We start from the raw sequence: 15,304 nt of genomic DNA, 5'->3' as shown, positions 1-15,304 counted from the left end.
CGCGGAGTCCCGGCGTCAGCCCGTTGCCTGCAGGGTCGCCTCGATCACGGCCGGTGAGAGCACATACTGGGTAACCATCTGGCTGGCACCCAGAATCGCGGACTGGTCCCCCGCCATGGACAGCCCGATCCGCAGGTGCGTTGTTGCCAGCGGCAGCGAGCGCCGGTAGACCACCTCGCGGACCCCGGCCATGAGGTGTTCGCCGGCCTGGCCGAGGCTGCCGCCGATCACGATGACGGAAGGATTGAGCAGGTTCACCACGGTGGCCAGCACGTCGCCCAGGTCCCGGCCCGCCTGGCGCAGGGCCTGGATCGCCTGCAGGTTGCCCTCGGACACGAGCCGCAGCACGTCGCCGCCGTTGTCGGCCTGCAGTCCCTGCAGCGTGAGGGCATGCGCGACGGCGGGGCCGGAGGCGAGCGCCTCAAGGCAGCCGTAGTTCCCGCAGCGGCAGAGCACATCGTCGCCGCGCGGCACCCGGACGTGGCCCAGGTCCCCGGCCGTGCCGTTGGCACCGCGCTGGAGCTCGCCGCTGCTGATGATGCCGGCGCCGATTCCCGTGGCGACCTTGATGAAAAGGAAGTTGTCGTGTTCCGGCCAGTAGGCGGTCCGCTCCCCCAGGGCCATGATGTTCACGTCGTTGTCCACCAGCACCGGGACCGGCAGCGAGCGCTGGACGTGCCGGACGACGTCGAACCCGTCCCAGCCAGGCATGATCGGCGGTTTTACCGGCATCCCGGTGGCATGTTCCACCGGACCGGGCAGTCCGATGCCGATGCCGGCGAGGCCGTCCGTGCCGCGGCCCGCCTGGCCCAGCAGTTTGATGCCTTCCGCCACCACCCGGTCCAGGACGGCCTCCGGGCCGTCGGCGACGTCCTGGGCCAGCTGGCACTCGGCCAGCACCGCTCCGCTGAGGTCCGTGACGGCGACGATCAGGTGGGTGGCCCCTACGTCGACCGCCAGCACGACGCGGGCGGCGGGGTTGAAGGCAAAGCGCGACGGCGGCCGGCCGCCGCTGGAGCTGGCCTCGCCCGCCGGTCCGACCAGGCCGGCCTGCATCAGCGCATCGATGCGGGACGCAACGGTGGAACGGGCCAGGCCGGTGGTGAGGGCCAGCTCGGCGCGGGTACGGGCCTGGCCGTCGCGCAGGAGCTGGAACAGGTCGCCGGCACGGGACAGGCTGCCGGCGGCCTCGGGGGCGGCGGGATCTGCGCCGGCGGGCGTGCTCATGAATCAGTGATAGCACGAGGCACTTCTGCGTGTCACTTTCCTACAATCCGGAACGTGGGTTGCAACTTTTGCTTGACGCCCGGCAGAAGTCGTCCTAGCTTGGGTGTAGGCCATCACAGACCGCCCTGCGGGCCTAACGGCTTACCCCGATGACGAGGAGAGACAGTGTCGTACTCGATCCAGCTCTACACGGTCCGTAAGGCCCTGGAAGAGGATCTCGCTGGAACCATCCGGCGCCTGGCCGGCATCGGTTTCACCATGGTTGAGCCCTACCGTTTCGTTGCCAAAGCCGCTGAACTGAAGCAGGCCATGGCCGAGAACAACCTCACGGCCCCGTCCGGCCACGCTCCCCTGCTCAGCGAGGACCAGGACGCCATTTTCGCCGCCGCCCGGCAGCTGGGCATCGGCACGGTAATCGATCCGCACGTTCCGGCCGAGCGCTGGAACACGATCGAAGACATCAGGGAAACAGCGGTTCAGCTCAACGCCGCCGCCGCCAAGGGAGCCAGCTACGGCGTCCGCGTCGGGTATCACAACCACTGGTGGGAAGTTGAGTCCGTGCTCGACGGCAAGACCGCCCTGGAACACCTCGCTGACTATTTGGACCCGGCGGTTGTCCTCGAGCTGGACACCTACTGGGCTGCCGTCGGCGGCCAGAATCCTGCGGAACTCCTGGCCCGCCTGGGTGACCGGGTGAAGTTCATCCACATTAAAGATGGGCCCGTCACCGCGGACCCCTCCAGCCAGCTCGCCGTGGGCGACGGCAGGATGCCCATCTGGGATGTCCTCGAGGCAGCAGGTTCCCTTGAGGCAGGCGTGATCGAGCTGGACGATTTCCAGGGCGATATGTTCGACGCCGTCCGGGACAGCTACAACTACCTCAGCGCCGGAAAGGCTGCCGCATGAACCACGCAGCGGGAGCCGCCTTCGGCCCCTCCGGATCCGGGCCTGTCGGCGTCGGCATCATCGGCGCAGGAGTCATCAGCAAGGAGTACCTGGACAACCTCACGAGCTTCCCGGACGTCAGGGTCGTGGCGATCGGAGATCTCTTCGAGGCCGCCGCCGCCGCCCGCGCCGCCGAGTACGGGATTGACACACACGGCGGAGTCGACGCTGTTCTCGGCAACCCCGAAGTGGAGATCGTCATCAATCTGACCATACCGGCGGCGCATGTCGAGGTGGCCACCCAGGCCGTCAACGCCGGCAAACACGTCTGGAGCGAGAAGCCCTTCTCGCTGGACCGGGAAAGCGGCCGCGGGCTGCTTAAGGCAGCCGATTCCGCCGGCGTCCGCCTCGGCTGCGCCCCCGACACTTTCCTCGGTGCGGGGCTGCAAACGGCGCGCCGGATGATCGAACGCGGCGACATCGGCACACCGCTGACCGCCCTGACCCTGATGCAGTCTCCCGGTCCGGAATCCTGGCACCCGAACCCCGCCTTCCTGTTCCAGGACGGCGCCGGACCCCTGTTCGACATTGGACCGTATTACCTCACCACCCTCGTCCAGACCTTCGGCAGCGTCCGCCGGGTCGCGGCGTTCGGCTCCAAATCCCGCGAAACACGCGTCATCGGCTCCGGGCCCAAAGCCGGCGAGGAATTCGCCGTCACCGTCCCGACGCACGTCAGCTCCATCCTGGAGTTTGAAGGCGGCGAGTCCGGACAGAGCATCTTCAGCTTCGATTCCCCGTTCAAGCGTGCCGGCTTCGTGGAGATCACTGGTTCCGACGCCACCATCGCGCTGCCGGATCCGAACAATTTCGACGGCGATATCCGGATCTGCGCGCTCGGCGCGGATGACTGGACCACCGTCCCGTCAGTGGGCTCCACCGCCAGCCGCGGCGCCGGCGTGCTGGAAATGGCCCGCGCCATCCGCGCGGGCCGGCCGCACCGGGCACCGGGTGAGCTGGCGTTCCACATCCTCGACACCATGGCCTCCATTTCCGAGTCGATCGATACCCGCGCCTTCGTGGAGGTCGAAAGCTCCGTCGCCCAGATTCCGGCCCTCCCCGAGGACTGGGATCCGACCCTTTCCACCCTTTAGGGGCTGACTATGCATCCACAGGGATCCACGCACGGCCGGCCCCCGCTCGGTGTGGCCATGATCGGCTACGCCTTCATGGGCAAGGCCCACTCGAACGCCTGGCGCAATGTGGCCAGCTACTTCGACGTTCCGGCCTTCGAACAGCGGGTCATCGTCGGGCGGGACCCGGAGGGAGTCGCCGCAGCCGCGACGAAGTACGGCTGGGCGGAGTCCGCCACGGACTGGAGAGCGGTCATGGACCGCGACGACATCCACGTCGTGGACCTCTGCACCCCTGGCTATATGCATGCCGAGATCGCCCTCGCCGCCCTCGCCGCGGGCAAGCACGTGCTCGTGGAGAAGCCGCTGGCCAACACCCTCGCCGAGGCCGAAGCCATGGCCGCGGCCGCCCGCGAGGCGCAGTCCCGCGGCGTCCAGTCAATGGTCGGTTTCAACTATCGCCGGGTCCCCGCCTTGGCCCTGGCCCGAGAGCTGATCTCGGAGGGCAGGCTGGGCGCGATCCGGCAGGTCCGGGCGGCCTATCTGCAAGACTGGCTGGTAAACCCGGAAACGCCCATGACGTGGCGGCTGCAGAAGGACACGGCCGGATCCGGGGCGCTGGGCGACATCGCCTCGCACGCCATCGACCAGGTGCTGTTCCTGCTCGCAGACCGGGTCACCGACGTTTCCGGCCGGCTGCACACTTTCACCTCGCACCGGCCGGGCGCCCGCGGGCTGGAAGAGGTGACGGTCGACGACGCCGCCTGGGCGACGCTGACGCTTGCGTCCGGGGCCATCGCCTCGATTGAAGTCTCGCGGGTGGCCACTGGACAGAAGAACTCCCTCAAAATCGAAATATACGGCGATAAAGGCGCCATCCTCTTCGACCTTGAGAACTTGAATGAACTCGACTTCCTGGACGCCACTGCTCCGGCCCGGGAGCAGGGGTTCCGGCGCATCCCGGTCAACGAACCGGACCACCCCTATATGGCTGCCTGGTGGCCGCAGGGCCACATCATCGGCTGGGAACACACCTTTACGCACGAAATCCGGGACTTCCTCGTGGCGATTGACACCGGAGCCCAGCCTTCGCCGTCGTTCCAGGACGGACTGGCTGTCCAGCGCATTCTCGCCGCAGTCGCGGAAAGCGCCGCGGCCGGAAGCTCCATGGTCCGGCTGGACAACTCCCCCGCTACCGCTGCCCCCGTTGCCACCGAAGGAGCCTGACATGGCCCGCCCGTACACCCTGTTCACCGGCCAGTGGGCCGACCTGCCGTTCGAGGAAGTCGCGCGCCTGGCTTCCGGGTGGGGGTACGACGGCCTGGAAATCGCCGTCTCCGGGGACCACCTGGACGCCTGGCGCTGGGACGATCCCGGCTACGTCGAGTCCAAACTCGCCGTGTTGGAGAAATACAATCTCAAGGTCTGGGCCATCTCCAACCACCTCAAGGGCCAGGCCGTCTGCGATGACCCCATCGACTTCCGCCACGAGGCCATCGTCGGGACCAGAGTCTGGGGCGACGGCGACCCCGAAGGCGTCCGCACCCGCGCCGCCGAGGAAATGCAGCACACCGCCCGGCTCGCCCGCGCCCTCGGCGTCGACACCGTCGTCGGGTTCACCGGCTCCTCCATCTGGCAGTACGTCGCGATGTTCCCGCCCGTCCCCGTGTCGGTGATCGAGGCCGGCTACCAGGACTTCGCCGACCGCTGGAACCCGATCCTGGACGTCTTCGACGAATGCGGCGTCCGCTTCGCCCACGAGGTCCACCCCTCCGAGATCGCCTACGACTACTGGACCACCGTCCGCACCCTCGAAGCGATCGGCCACCGCGAGGCGTTCGGGCTGAACTGGGACCCCTCCCACTTCATGTGGCAGGGCATCGACCCGGTCTCCTTTATCTGGGACTTCAAGGACCGGATCTACCACGTGGACTGCAAAGACACGAAGCTTCGCCCCACCGGCCGGAACACCGTCATGGGCTCCCACCTGCCCTGGGGCGACCCGCGCCGGGGCTGGGACTTCGTCTCCGCCGGCCGCGGCGACGTGCCCTGGGAATCGTCCTTCCGCGCCCTGGCCGCGATCGGCTATGACGGCCCCATCTCCGTCGAATGGGAAGACGCCGGCATGGACCGCCTCCACGGCGCCCCCGAAGCACTCGCCAACCTCAAAAAGTACGACTTCCCGGCGTCGAACACCGCCTTCGACGCCGCCTTCAGCGCCAAGGACGGGGCGGTAAACCCGCAATAGTGACCACCCGTTTATTCCTTGACGGATCAGAACGGCCCCTGTAACAGTTAGCTCGTGGAGGACGCATCGATGGAGAACCACAACGAAACTGATGCCGTGCCTGCTTCCGAGACGCTCCATTCCGACGAGCCGGCACCCCCGCCAATCCTGGAAGTCCGCGGACTGACCAAAAGTTTTTTCGGGATCCCCGTGCTGGAAAACGCCCATCTAAGCCTTCACCGCGGCCAGGTGCACGGGCTCATGGGAGAAAACGGCGCCGGAAAGTCCACCCTGATGAAAGTCCTGGCCGGCGTGTACCAGCCCGACGCCGGAACCGTCCTCCTGGAGGGCAAGGAAGTTCACTTCAGCCACCCCACCAAGGCCCACGAAGCCGGGCTGTCATCCGTGTTCCAGGAGTTCAACCTTCTGCCGGACCGGACGGTGGCCGAGAACATCTATCTGGGCCGGGAGCCGCGCCGCGGACTGCTGGTGAACAAAGCCCTGATGAACTCCAAAACGGAGGAGCTTCTTGAATCCTTGGGGATCACCGCCATCCGGCCCACCGGGCAGGTGCGGAGCCTGACGGTGGCTGAACAACAGGTCGTGGAGATCGCGAAGGCGGTCAGCTATGACGCGCGGATCATCTCCATGGACGAGCCCACGGCAGCCTTGGCGGGTGCCGAGGTTGAACTTCTCTACGGGATCGTGGCACGCCTCCGTGAACGTGGAACGGCCATCCTCTACGTCTCCCACCGCCTCCGCGAAGTGTTCGACCTCTGTGACGTCATCACCGTCCTGAAAGACGGCAAGGTGGTCAGCACCCGGCCAGCGTCCGAACTGGACGATGCCCAACTCGTCCGGCTGATGGTGGGCCGGCCCATCTCGGCGTTCTTCCCGGAGAAATTACCCCGGGAGAACGCGGCCGCCGACGGCGTTACCGAGGAGCCGATCCTCGAGCTGCAGGGCGCCGGAAACGGCCAGCTGGACGGGATTAGCCTCAGCATTCGGCCGGGCGAGATAGTCGGTCTGGCAGGACTTCAGGGGTCCGGCCGCACAGAACTGCTCCACGGCATCTTCGGCGCCGCACCCTTCACCCGCGGGACGATGAAGATGGCCGGCGCGGAACTGCTGCCCAAATCACCCCGCCAGGGCGTGCGGGCACGGATGGCCCTGATCACAGAGGACCGCAAAGCGGAAGGCCTGAGCCTGAACCAGTCCATCCTGGACAACGCACTCAGTGTGATCCGGTCGGTTTTCCCGGGCCGCACAAAAGCCGTCAAGACCGAGATCCCGGGCGTGTTCTCCTCCCTGGAAGTCATAGCCCGTGACCTGGACCAGGAGGTGCAGTACCTGTCGGGCGGCAACCAGCAAAAAGTGGTCCTCGCCAAATGGCTCGCAATCCGTCCCCGGCTTGTGCTGCTGGACGAACCCACCCGCGGCATTGACGTTGGCGCCAAGGTGGCCGTCTACCGGCTGATGCGCCAGCTCGCGGCGGAGGGCAAAGCCATCCTGATGGTGTCCAGTGAACTCCCGGAAGTCATCGGCATGTCGGACCGGATCCTGGTGATGCGTGATGGCCGGCTCGTCGGTGAGCTGCCCGCCGGAACGTCAGAAGAAGCCGTCCTGCAGCTGGGAACCGGCGCCAGGACTGCACCCGAAGGAGAGTCATGACACGGCGAGCAGGCTTCTTCCAGCGGCTGTCCTCCACCCAGATCGTCTACCTCGTGGCGCTGGCGACACTCATATTGGGTGTTGTGCTGGTGAATTCGATCGGACGGAGTTTTTTCAGTCCCGGGAACATCTCGAGCATCCTGACCGGGACCAGCGTGTTGGGCTTCATCGCGATCGGGCAGACACTGGTCATCCTGGCGGGCAGCCTGGACCTCTCCGTCCCCTATGTCACCAGCCTGGCCAGCCTCATCGCCGCCGGGGTGATGGCGAACAACCCCAACAACATCCTGTCCGCAGTCCTGCTGACGCTGGGGACGGCCGCGGTCATCGGACTCGCGAACGGGCTCATCGTCGCCCGGCTGAACGTGCACGGATTCATCGCCACGCTGGGCGTGGGCCTGATTATCAGCGGCTACCTCGCCACCAATTTCAAGGGCAGCTTCGGCCAGACACCGCTGGAGTTCCGCCTCGTCGGAGCCACGGGGATCGGCCCCGTCCCGATCTCCACGATCATCATGCTGGCCTGCGCGGGCCTGGCCATGCTGCTCCTGCACCGCACACGCGTCGGGCACCATCTGTACGCTGTCGGCGGCGACATCGCCGTGGCCCGTACCTCCGGAATCCGCGTTGACGTGCCGGTGATTACGGCGCACGTCATCTGCTCTGTCCTGGCAGGGATGGCAGGACTGCTCCTGGCCAGCCGGCTGGGTGTCGGCAGTCCCACCGTGGGTTCCCAGGGCGGCTACGATCTGCTCTCCATCGCGGCGGTTGTGCTCGGCGGGACGTTGCTCTCCGGCGGCAAGGGGACCATCACCGGCACCCTTGGCGGCGTGCTGATCTTTGCCATGCTGGACAACATCATGTCCGTCATGCAGGTCAACCCGTTCCTGAAGGACGTGGTCAGGGGCGTGGTGATCGTCGCCGCCGTCGCCGTTTATGCCCGGCGCCGGATCGTCAGCAGACCGGAACGGTTCCCGGCGAAAGGCTCGACGGAGACGCCCGCTGCCCGGCCCGTGCCGGTGGAGGGGCCATGAGTACGGCACTGAACTCCGACCGCAGCGCGATTCTCAAGCAGAACCGTGCCAGCCGTTCCGAGCGGCTCCTGCGCGCCATGCGCACCCCCGGCGGCGCCGTCTTCATCCTGCTGATCGGGCTCCTGGCCGCCATCATTGTGCTGAACCCGTCCTTCGGGGAGCCGAGCTCCTTCATCCGGTTCGTCGGCAGGACTGCCCCCATTGCCATCGCCGCCATCGGCCAGTACTTCGTCATTGTCGGCGGGGAATTCGACCTGTCGATGGGCTCCGTCGTGACGATGCAGGTCATCGTCGCCGGCAACCTGATCGGGCAGGACGATTCCAAGGTGATCCCCGTGCTCGTCCTGATGCTGGTGCTGGGTGCCTTCATCGGGCTGGTGAACGGGCTGATCACCACCCTGCTGCAGGTCCCAAGTTTCATTGTCACGCTGGGCATGATGCTGGCGCTGCTCGGGCTGGTCCTCTACTGGACCGGCGGCGCGGCCCAGGGCAACCCTGCGGACAGCTTCCGGCAGATCGGACGCGGCGGCATCCGTGACGTTCCGGTCCTGGACATCATTCCCTACCCGGTCCTTATCCTGACCGCCCTGGCGGTCGCGGCGTTCATACTGATGCGCCGCCCCTTCGGCCGCATGCTCATCGCGGTCGGAGACAATCCTGCGGCGGCGGCACTGGCCGGCTCCCGGGTCTGGTGGGTGCGCACGCGCGCCTTTATGATTTCATCGCTGTCGGCCACCGTGGCTGGCATCCTGCTCGTGGGCTATGCGGGTGTGCATCCGTCGGTGGGGCGCGGGTACGAGTTCACCGCGATCACCGCCGTTGTTCTCGGGGGCGTTGTGCTGGGCGGCGGGCGCGGCTGGGTCCTGTCCGCCGCAGCGGGGGCATTCGCCCTCGAGTCGCTGTTCACCCTCCTGAACTTCATGGGTGTCCCTGCGACGTGGCGGGACACGGTCCAGGGAGCCATCATCATCATCGCTGTGGCCGCAGCATCCCAGTCATGGCAGCGCAAGCGCAAAGGAGCGAGTTCCGCTGCCCATGACGAACAGCACCAGTTGGCCGCAGCACCACCGCCCGCCGAGGGCACCGAACAAGGAGGAGAAAGAGTCTGATGCGCAATAACTCTGTCCGCGCGATCGCCCTTGCCGCAGCATTGCCGCTGGTGGCCCTGACCGCATGCACCACTACAGATCCGTCCGTCACCGAAACGACGGGAGCCGGCACCGGTTCTCCGGCGGCCAGCAGCCCGGCGAGCCAGGACTGGTTTGACCAGGCTCTCTACGACACACAGAACCAGCAGCGCTCGGCAACCTTCGAAGGGGACCCGGAGCAGCCCTACCTGCAGTACATCGCGGGCGCGATGACGGACACGTCCAAGTTCGCGGCCCAGGGACCGCAAAAAGTCTGCTTCGCCAACGCCTCCATCTCCAACCCCTGGCGGCAGACCGGCTGGATCACCATGAACCAGCAACTCAAGGCACTCCAGGGCTCCGGGGTCATCTCCGAAATGGAAACCCGGGATGCCAAAGACAACGACAACACCCAAATAGCGGACATCGACTACTTCATCGCCGAGGGCAACTGCGGGGCGTTCGTTATTTCGCCCAACTCCACCGCGGCCCTCACCCAGGCCGTCGAACGTGCCTGCCAGACAGGCAAGCCCGTGGTGGTGTTTGACCGCGGTGTGGAGACCAAATGCGCCACCACCTTCATCCACCCGATCGGCGGATTCGCCTGGGGTATCGACACCGCAACTTTCCTGAGTGAGAAGCTTCAGTCCGGGGACAAGGTGGTGGCCCTTCGCATCCTCCCGGGTGTCGATGTGCTGGAGCACCGCTGGGCGGCGGCCAAGAAGATCTTCGAGGAAAAGGGAATCCAGGCCACGGACTATTTCACCGGGGCCGATCCCACCGAGATCAAGAAGATCATCTCCGATGAACTGGCCACAGGTGACGTCAAGGGCGTCTGGATGGACGCCGGCGACGGTGCGGTGGCTGCCCTCGAGGCCTTCGAGGATGCCGGCAAGCCCTTGCCCGTGATGACCGGCGAGGATGAGATGAGCTTCCTGGCCAAGTGGAAGCAGACCGGGATCGACGCGATGGCCCCGGTCTACTCCAACTTCCAGTGGCGGACCCCGCTGCTGGCCCTGGAAAAGATCTTCAAGGGCGAACAGATTCCGGCCGAATGGGTTCTGCCGCAGGAGCCCATCCTGGTAGACGAACTGGACGAGTGGCTGCAGCGTAACGAGGGCATGCCCGGCGGGCACTACGCCAAGTTCGGCGGCGAGGATCTGGACGGCTACCCGGAGGTGTGGCAGCAGCGGCAGATTCCCTGACGCGGCGCGGCGGTCCCCGGAGTTCCCTCACCCCGCGGGACCGCCTCTGGATTTGGAGGCAGGACCAACAGATGGAAAGAAGGCAGCTTGGCGCGTCTGATCGGCATCAGCACCTGGGTCTGGGAATCCCCCTTGACCGATACCAGCCTCCCCGGATTGCTGGGGAAAATCGCCGCCCTGGGGTTTGACGCCGTCGAACTCCCGCTGGAAAACGCGGGCGACTTCTCTTCCGGAACGGTGCTGGAGACACTCGCGGGAACCGGGCTGAAGCCTTTCGTGGTGGGGGCCATGGCGCCGGGGCGGGACCTGGTGGCTACGGATCCGGCTTCCGTAGAAAGGACCCAGGCCTACCTGACCGCCTGCATCACCATGGCCGGCAGCATCGGTTCGCCGACTGTCTGTGGACCCTTCTACGCCCAAACCGGAGGGGTGTGGCGGATGTCAGCCGAAGAGCGCCGGGACGCCTACGCGGAGCTGCGCCGAAACATCCGGCCCGTCGCGGCCCGGGCCCAGGAGGCGGGAGTCGTGCTGGGCATCGAACCCCTGAACAGGTACGAAACATCGCTGATCAATACGGTCGATCAGGCGCTTGAGGCGCTTGGGCCGCTGCTCGGGAACGGCGTCGGCCTCGCGCTGGACAGTTACCACCTACACATCGAGGAGCGTTCGGTCGCCGCTGCCGTCCGGGCCGCCGGAGAGCATCTGGTGCATGTGCAGGTCTGCGGCAACGACCGGGGCGCTCCCGGCGGGGACCAAACCGACTGGACGGGCTTCCTGCAGGTCCTGGATGAAGTCGGCTACACGGGACCGCTCAACATTGAGAGTTTCACCGTCGAGAATGCCGCCATTGCCGTCGCCGCGTCGATCTGGCGGCCGCTTGCCCCGAGCCAGGACGAACTGGCTGAAAGCGGCCTGGCTTTCCTTCGCAGCCTGTCCCGGGAGATTCCGTTGTGACGCATGTAATCCGACAGGCAACCGCGGACGACGCCGGGGGGCTGGCCGCGCTGGCTGCCGTCACCTTCCCGCTCGCGTGTCCGCCGGAGTCCCGGCCGGAGGACATCGCGGCGCACCTGGCCAACACCCTCAGCGAGGCCCACTTCCGCACCTATCTGGCCGACCCGGACGTCACCGTCCTGGTGATCGACGCCGACGGCGACCTTCGCGGCTACAGCCTGCTGGTGGCCCGCCCAGCCAGCGACCCGGACGTGGCCGCGGTCCTGGGCGAACTGCCGTGCACCGAACTCAGCAAGTGCTACGTCCACCCCGACCACCACGGGCTCGGCGCCGCGGCCGAACTGATGCGCGCCAGCATCGGCGCGGCCGCGGGAGCCGGCGCCCGAGGGCTCTGGCTCGGCGTGAACAGCCAGAACGCCCGGGCCATCCGGTTCTACGAGAAGTCCGGCTTCCGAAAGGTCGGCACCAAGTCCTTCCGGCTCGGCAGCACCGTGGAACACGACTTCGTCATGGAACTCCCGCTCGCACGGGTCCCGTGACCAAGCCGACAGTCCGCCGGGGAATGGAGCCGGCCGCGCCGGGGTTGTGGCGAGCATGAAGATTGAGATCTGGTCCGACGTTGCCTGCCCCTGGTGCTACATCGGCAAACGCCGCTTTGAAACCGCCCTGGCGGCCTTCCCGCACCGCGAGGCTGTGGAGGTGACGTGGCGCAGCTACCAGCTGGACCCCTCGCTGCCCGACCACTACGACGGCACCGAACTGGACTACCTGAGCACCCGCAAGGGCCTGGCGCCGGCCCAGGTCGCCGGAATGTTCGCGCACGTGGCGGAGCAGGCCAGGGGCGAGGGCCTCAACTACCGTTTCGACGACGTCGTGGTCGCCAACAGCTTCACGGCCCACCGGCTGATCCACCTCGCCGCCGCGCACGGGCAGCAGGACGCAGCAAAAGAACGCCTGCTCAGCGACCACTTCGAGCACGGCAAGGACATCGGCAGCCGTGACTACCTGACCTCGCTGGGGCTGGACCTGGGAATCGGCGCCGCCGAGCTGGTGGAACTGTTCACCACCGACAAATACGCCGACGACGTCCGGCTGGACTTCGAGGAAGGCCGCGCCCTAGGCGTCACCGGCGTCCCGTTCTTCGTGATCGACCGGAAATTCGGGCTCTCCGGCGCCCAGCCCGCCGAGACCTTCACCGCCGCCCTCGAGCAGGCGTGGCAGGACAGCCGCCCGCTGGAAATGGTCAGCGCCGCCGGCGGCGCGGAAGCCCGAGGAACCGCGGAAGCCTGCGGCCCCGAGGGCTGCGCCACCACCTAGGACCGGATTTCCGGTGTCAGTTCGCTGCCAGTTGACGTCTTAGCACTGAACTGAGTCGTCTTCCTGGGCAGGTTTTGGCAAGAGGACCTAAGGTTCCTCTCATTAAGTTGGCCAAGTGGCCCGGATGTCAGTTTCCAAAGTCGCCTGCACGGAATGTCCACACTCTTCCCTCTACATGTCCGTATTGGGAACCTTCAGCGGACCTTTCACTGGTGTACCCCGCCGCGGTTGTCTTGATTGAGCCGGCATCGACATCATCACTACAGCGCCCCGTAACCCGAACGCCTGGCCGCCGACCGTTGCGAGGAGGCCGGGCGCTCGGAACTCGTATGGTGTGTTGCTTCGATCAACAGAATCCCGCGTGCCCTATTCGTCTCGGTTGGAAAACGCTCGCTGCTTCGGTGGTAGCCCCGGCTAGCGCAGGTGGATGAGTCCAGCATTGGTGGGACGGAAACCGCATGCATCGAAGTAGAAGCGCTTCAGGTGATCGTCGAAGTCAACATGAAGCCACTCGCATCCCGCTCCCTTGGAGTGTTCCGTCGCCACGGCAAGGAGTTTCTTCCCGATGCCTTGCCGGCGGGCACGATGTGCCACCAAAGTGTCTTCGACGAATGCGTGCACCTGACCGTCCCAGATAACGTTGACGAAGCCTACGAGACCCTCGGCATCGCGCGCTGTTACCCACCCCAGACTGTGGCGCGAGAGCAGATCAGTCCAGTCGTCTTCAACGTAGGCATGATCAAAGCCCTCAGCGTGCAGCTGATTGATTTCTTCGTTCCGAACCACTCCGCGCCATTCAAAGGTTACCGTCATGCTGAACAGCATTGCAGATAGAGCCCACTCAGCGAGGGCTAAGATATCGACGGTATTTGCAGTGGTGAACGCGGTGCGTATGAGTAGCGGCCGTGTCAGGGGCAAGTGCCAGCGCCCGGCAGCTTCAATCGTTTTGAGCAGACAACGACGGCCAGGCAGATAGGGACAGAAAATCGTGGGTCGCGGGCCTGCCACGATGCTCAGCCCCTAGGAAGCCCACCAGACACACACCAGCCGAATACGCCTCCCGGGGGTAGCTATGGCCGGGAAGCGCAAGCGCCATGTGCCCCACGGGCCAGAGCCGCAACGTCCCCACTCTGCTGCGTCCAATGCCGGCCGGGATTGTTACTGGGCCAACGAGGAACAATTTACCGGGTCAGTGAGAATTACCGCAGGACTCCACCATGTCCTGGTCTTCAGCGGCCAGCACATCCTGTGGACAGACCATGCAGGAAACGGCGTCGGGAGTCCTCAGGGTGGGTTTGTAACACCGAAGCACGCTCCTGCCACGTACCCGGGCTCCTCTGCGGCGAGGGAAAGCACGTCTTGTCTTGTCGTGAGACGCATCGGGCTGACCCGGGCCACGCAACTCACGGTTCAGGGATCGTCGTCGATCCTCGCGGCGGTGTCCGTGAGTTGCCCGCCCCGAAAGAACGGCGGACGGCAATCATGGCCCAATCCCCCGAACAACGCGCCGATGAACGTCCGGTCCCTTCCCCGGGGCCCTGAGCACGGCTTCCAGCCCGCGGCGCGTCGCGCGCGGCCATTGCCATCCCCGCGGCCTTTCGGGATGATGCCTAGGCGCGGTGCTTTAGTGCCTAAGCGGAAAGGGGCGCCGATGCTGCAGGCATTTGGCTGGGGTCTTCTTGCCGGGTCCTCGTACTTCCTGGGTGGGCTGCTCGCCCTGCGGTGGCGCGTTGGCAACAGCGTCCTGCTCGGCATCCTAACCGGGCTCGGTGCCGGCGCCCTGCTCTCGGCCGTCGCCTACAAGCTCGTAGCCGAGGCCGGGCGACTGGCCGGCGGAAGCGGTTATGTCGGGGTGGGACTGATCGGCGGGGCCGTGGCGACGGCGTGGGTGGTAACGGGTGCCGTGCGCGGCCGGCCACTGTCCGAACCTCCTGTCCACGAGCCCAGGTTCCTTGTGATCGGGCTGTCCGTGGTCGCCGAAGCTGTTGTTATCACCGGGGCGCTACTCAGCGGCTACGGCATTAGTGGCGCGGTGCTTGCCGCTGTCTTCCTCTGCGGAGTGCCCGAGGCCATGGCCGACACCGGACCGCTGCGCAAGTCCGGCATGACCACCCGCCACGTCATGTCCGCCTGGCTGGCCATGACGTTCTTGTGCGCCGCGTCGGTGGCCGTCTTCATGGTGCTGCTACGGGCAGCCCCGCCAGAGGTCGTGGCCTTCGCGTTGGCCTTCGCCGGCGGCGGCATCCTGACGAACGTAACGACCCGCATGGTGCCGGAGGGGCTTCGGGACGCCGGCGCCGCCACGGGCATTGCGATCGCCTTCGGATTCGGCCTCTCGTTCGCCCTTGTGGAGATCCTCGGCGGGCACTGAGGCCGCGACCGGCTTCATCCTTCAGGTGTACCCTCTGGCTGGGCAAGGACGCAAAGGAAGATCGAAAACGCGGGCTCTCTGCCGCGACGGCAATTGCCCTGAAGCGGTGAACGACCCACAGGATCCTGACCAGGCGCAGCAAGCGCTACGGTC

The 15,304-nt window shown here is 66.2% G+C and carries 14 protein-coding genes; 12 read left to right on the top strand and 2 right to left on the bottom strand.

The features are described from left to right. Window positions 1-15 precede the first annotated feature (15 nt). On the bottom strand, window positions 16-1,227 hold the full coding sequence (locus J2W14_RS10260; protein WP_307461968.1) for an ROK family transcriptional regulator: 1,212 nt from the start codon (window positions 1,225-1,227) through the stop codon (window positions 16-18). A 165-nt stretch (window positions 1,228-1,392) separates the two neighbouring features. Between J2W14_RS10260 and J2W14_RS10255 the strand changes: the two genes are divergently transcribed. The 11 genes from J2W14_RS10255 to J2W14_RS10205 all read left to right on the top strand — a co-directional run bounded on the left by J2W14_RS10255 (window position 1,393) and on the right by J2W14_RS10205 (window position 12,780). Next, entirely contained in the window at window positions 1,393-2,133 is a 741-nt protein-coding gene (locus J2W14_RS10255; RefSeq protein WP_307461966.1) for a sugar phosphate isomerase/epimerase family protein, read from the top strand. Beyond that, on the top strand, window positions 2,130-3,266 hold the full coding sequence (locus tag J2W14_RS10250; protein WP_307461965.1) for a Gfo/Idh/MocA family protein: 1,137 nt from the start codon (window positions 2,130-2,132) through the stop codon (window positions 3,264-3,266). Before J2W14_RS10255 ends, J2W14_RS10250 begins: the two co-directional genes overlap by 4 nt. A gap of 9 nt (window positions 3,267-3,275) precedes the next feature. After that, on the top strand, window positions 3,276-4,472 hold the full coding sequence (locus tag J2W14_RS10245; RefSeq protein WP_307461964.1) for a Gfo/Idh/MocA family protein: 1,197 nt from the start codon (window positions 3,276-3,278) through the stop codon (window positions 4,470-4,472). A gap of 1 nt (window position 4,473) precedes the next feature. Then, window positions 4,474-5,493, top strand: a complete 1,020-nt coding sequence (locus J2W14_RS10240) for a sugar phosphate isomerase/epimerase family protein (protein WP_307461963.1) — start codon at window positions 4,474-4,476, stop codon at window positions 5,491-5,493. A 69-nt stretch (window positions 5,494-5,562) separates the two neighbouring features. Continuing rightward, complete coding sequence (locus J2W14_RS10235) at window positions 5,563-7,143, top strand: sugar ABC transporter ATP-binding protein (protein WP_370871256.1); 1,581 nt, start codon at window positions 5,563-5,565, stop codon at window positions 7,141-7,143. Further along, window positions 7,140-8,177: an ABC transporter permease gene (locus J2W14_RS10230; protein ID WP_307461961.1), complete on the top strand. Its 1,038-nt coding sequence runs from the start codon at window positions 7,140-7,142 to the stop codon at window positions 8,175-8,177. Before J2W14_RS10235 ends, J2W14_RS10230 begins: the two co-directional genes overlap by 4 nt. Then, entirely contained in the window at window positions 8,174-9,286 is a 1,113-nt protein-coding gene (locus J2W14_RS10225) for an ABC transporter permease (RefSeq protein ID WP_307461960.1), read from the top strand. The genes J2W14_RS10230 and J2W14_RS10225 overlap by 4 nt, the downstream gene beginning before the upstream one ends. Continuing rightward, complete coding sequence (locus tag J2W14_RS10220; RefSeq protein ID WP_307461959.1) at window positions 9,286-10,509, top strand: substrate-binding domain-containing protein; 1,224 nt, start codon at window positions 9,286-9,288, stop codon at window positions 10,507-10,509. Before J2W14_RS10225 ends, J2W14_RS10220 begins: the two co-directional genes overlap by 1 nt. Window positions 10,510-10,596: 87 nt before the next feature. Continuing rightward, window positions 10,597-11,463 carry a sugar phosphate isomerase/epimerase family protein gene (locus J2W14_RS10215; protein ID WP_307461958.1) on the top strand — a complete coding sequence of 289 codons (867 nt, stop codon included), beginning with the start codon at window positions 10,597-10,599 and terminating at the stop codon, window positions 11,461-11,463. After that, window positions 11,460-12,002, top strand: a complete 543-nt coding sequence (locus tag J2W14_RS10210) for a GNAT family N-acetyltransferase (protein WP_307461956.1) — start codon at window positions 11,460-11,462, stop codon at window positions 12,000-12,002. Before J2W14_RS10215 ends, J2W14_RS10210 begins: the two co-directional genes overlap by 4 nt. A 55-nt stretch (window positions 12,003-12,057) precedes the next feature. Continuing rightward, window positions 12,058-12,780, top strand: a complete 723-nt coding sequence (locus J2W14_RS10205; RefSeq protein ID WP_307461954.1) for a DsbA family oxidoreductase — start codon at window positions 12,058-12,060, stop codon at window positions 12,778-12,780. A gap of 414 nt (window positions 12,781-13,194) precedes the next feature. Here the strand turns inward: J2W14_RS10205 and J2W14_RS10200 are convergent, their stop codons facing one another. Beyond that, window positions 13,195-13,593, bottom strand: a complete 399-nt coding sequence (locus J2W14_RS10200; protein ID WP_307461952.1) for a GNAT family N-acetyltransferase — start codon at window positions 13,591-13,593, stop codon at window positions 13,195-13,197. A gap of 838 nt (window positions 13,594-14,431) precedes the next feature. Here J2W14_RS10200 and J2W14_RS10195 point away from each other — a divergent pair. After that, window positions 14,432-15,151 carry a ZIP family metal transporter gene (locus tag J2W14_RS10195; protein WP_307461950.1) on the top strand — a complete coding sequence of 240 codons (720 nt, stop codon included), beginning with the start codon at window positions 14,432-14,434 and terminating at the stop codon, window positions 15,149-15,151. Window positions 15,152-15,304: the final 153 nt, after the last annotated feature.

Origin of the sequence: Pseudarthrobacter oxydans (assembly GCF_030812335.1) — a bacterium.
In the GTDB taxonomy this organism is placed as follows: Bacteria; Actinomycetota; Actinomycetes; order Actinomycetales; family Micrococcaceae; genus Arthrobacter; species Arthrobacter oxydans_B.
Note: the sequence above shows the minus strand (reverse complement) of the source record. Positions and strands in the feature narration are given on the sequence as shown.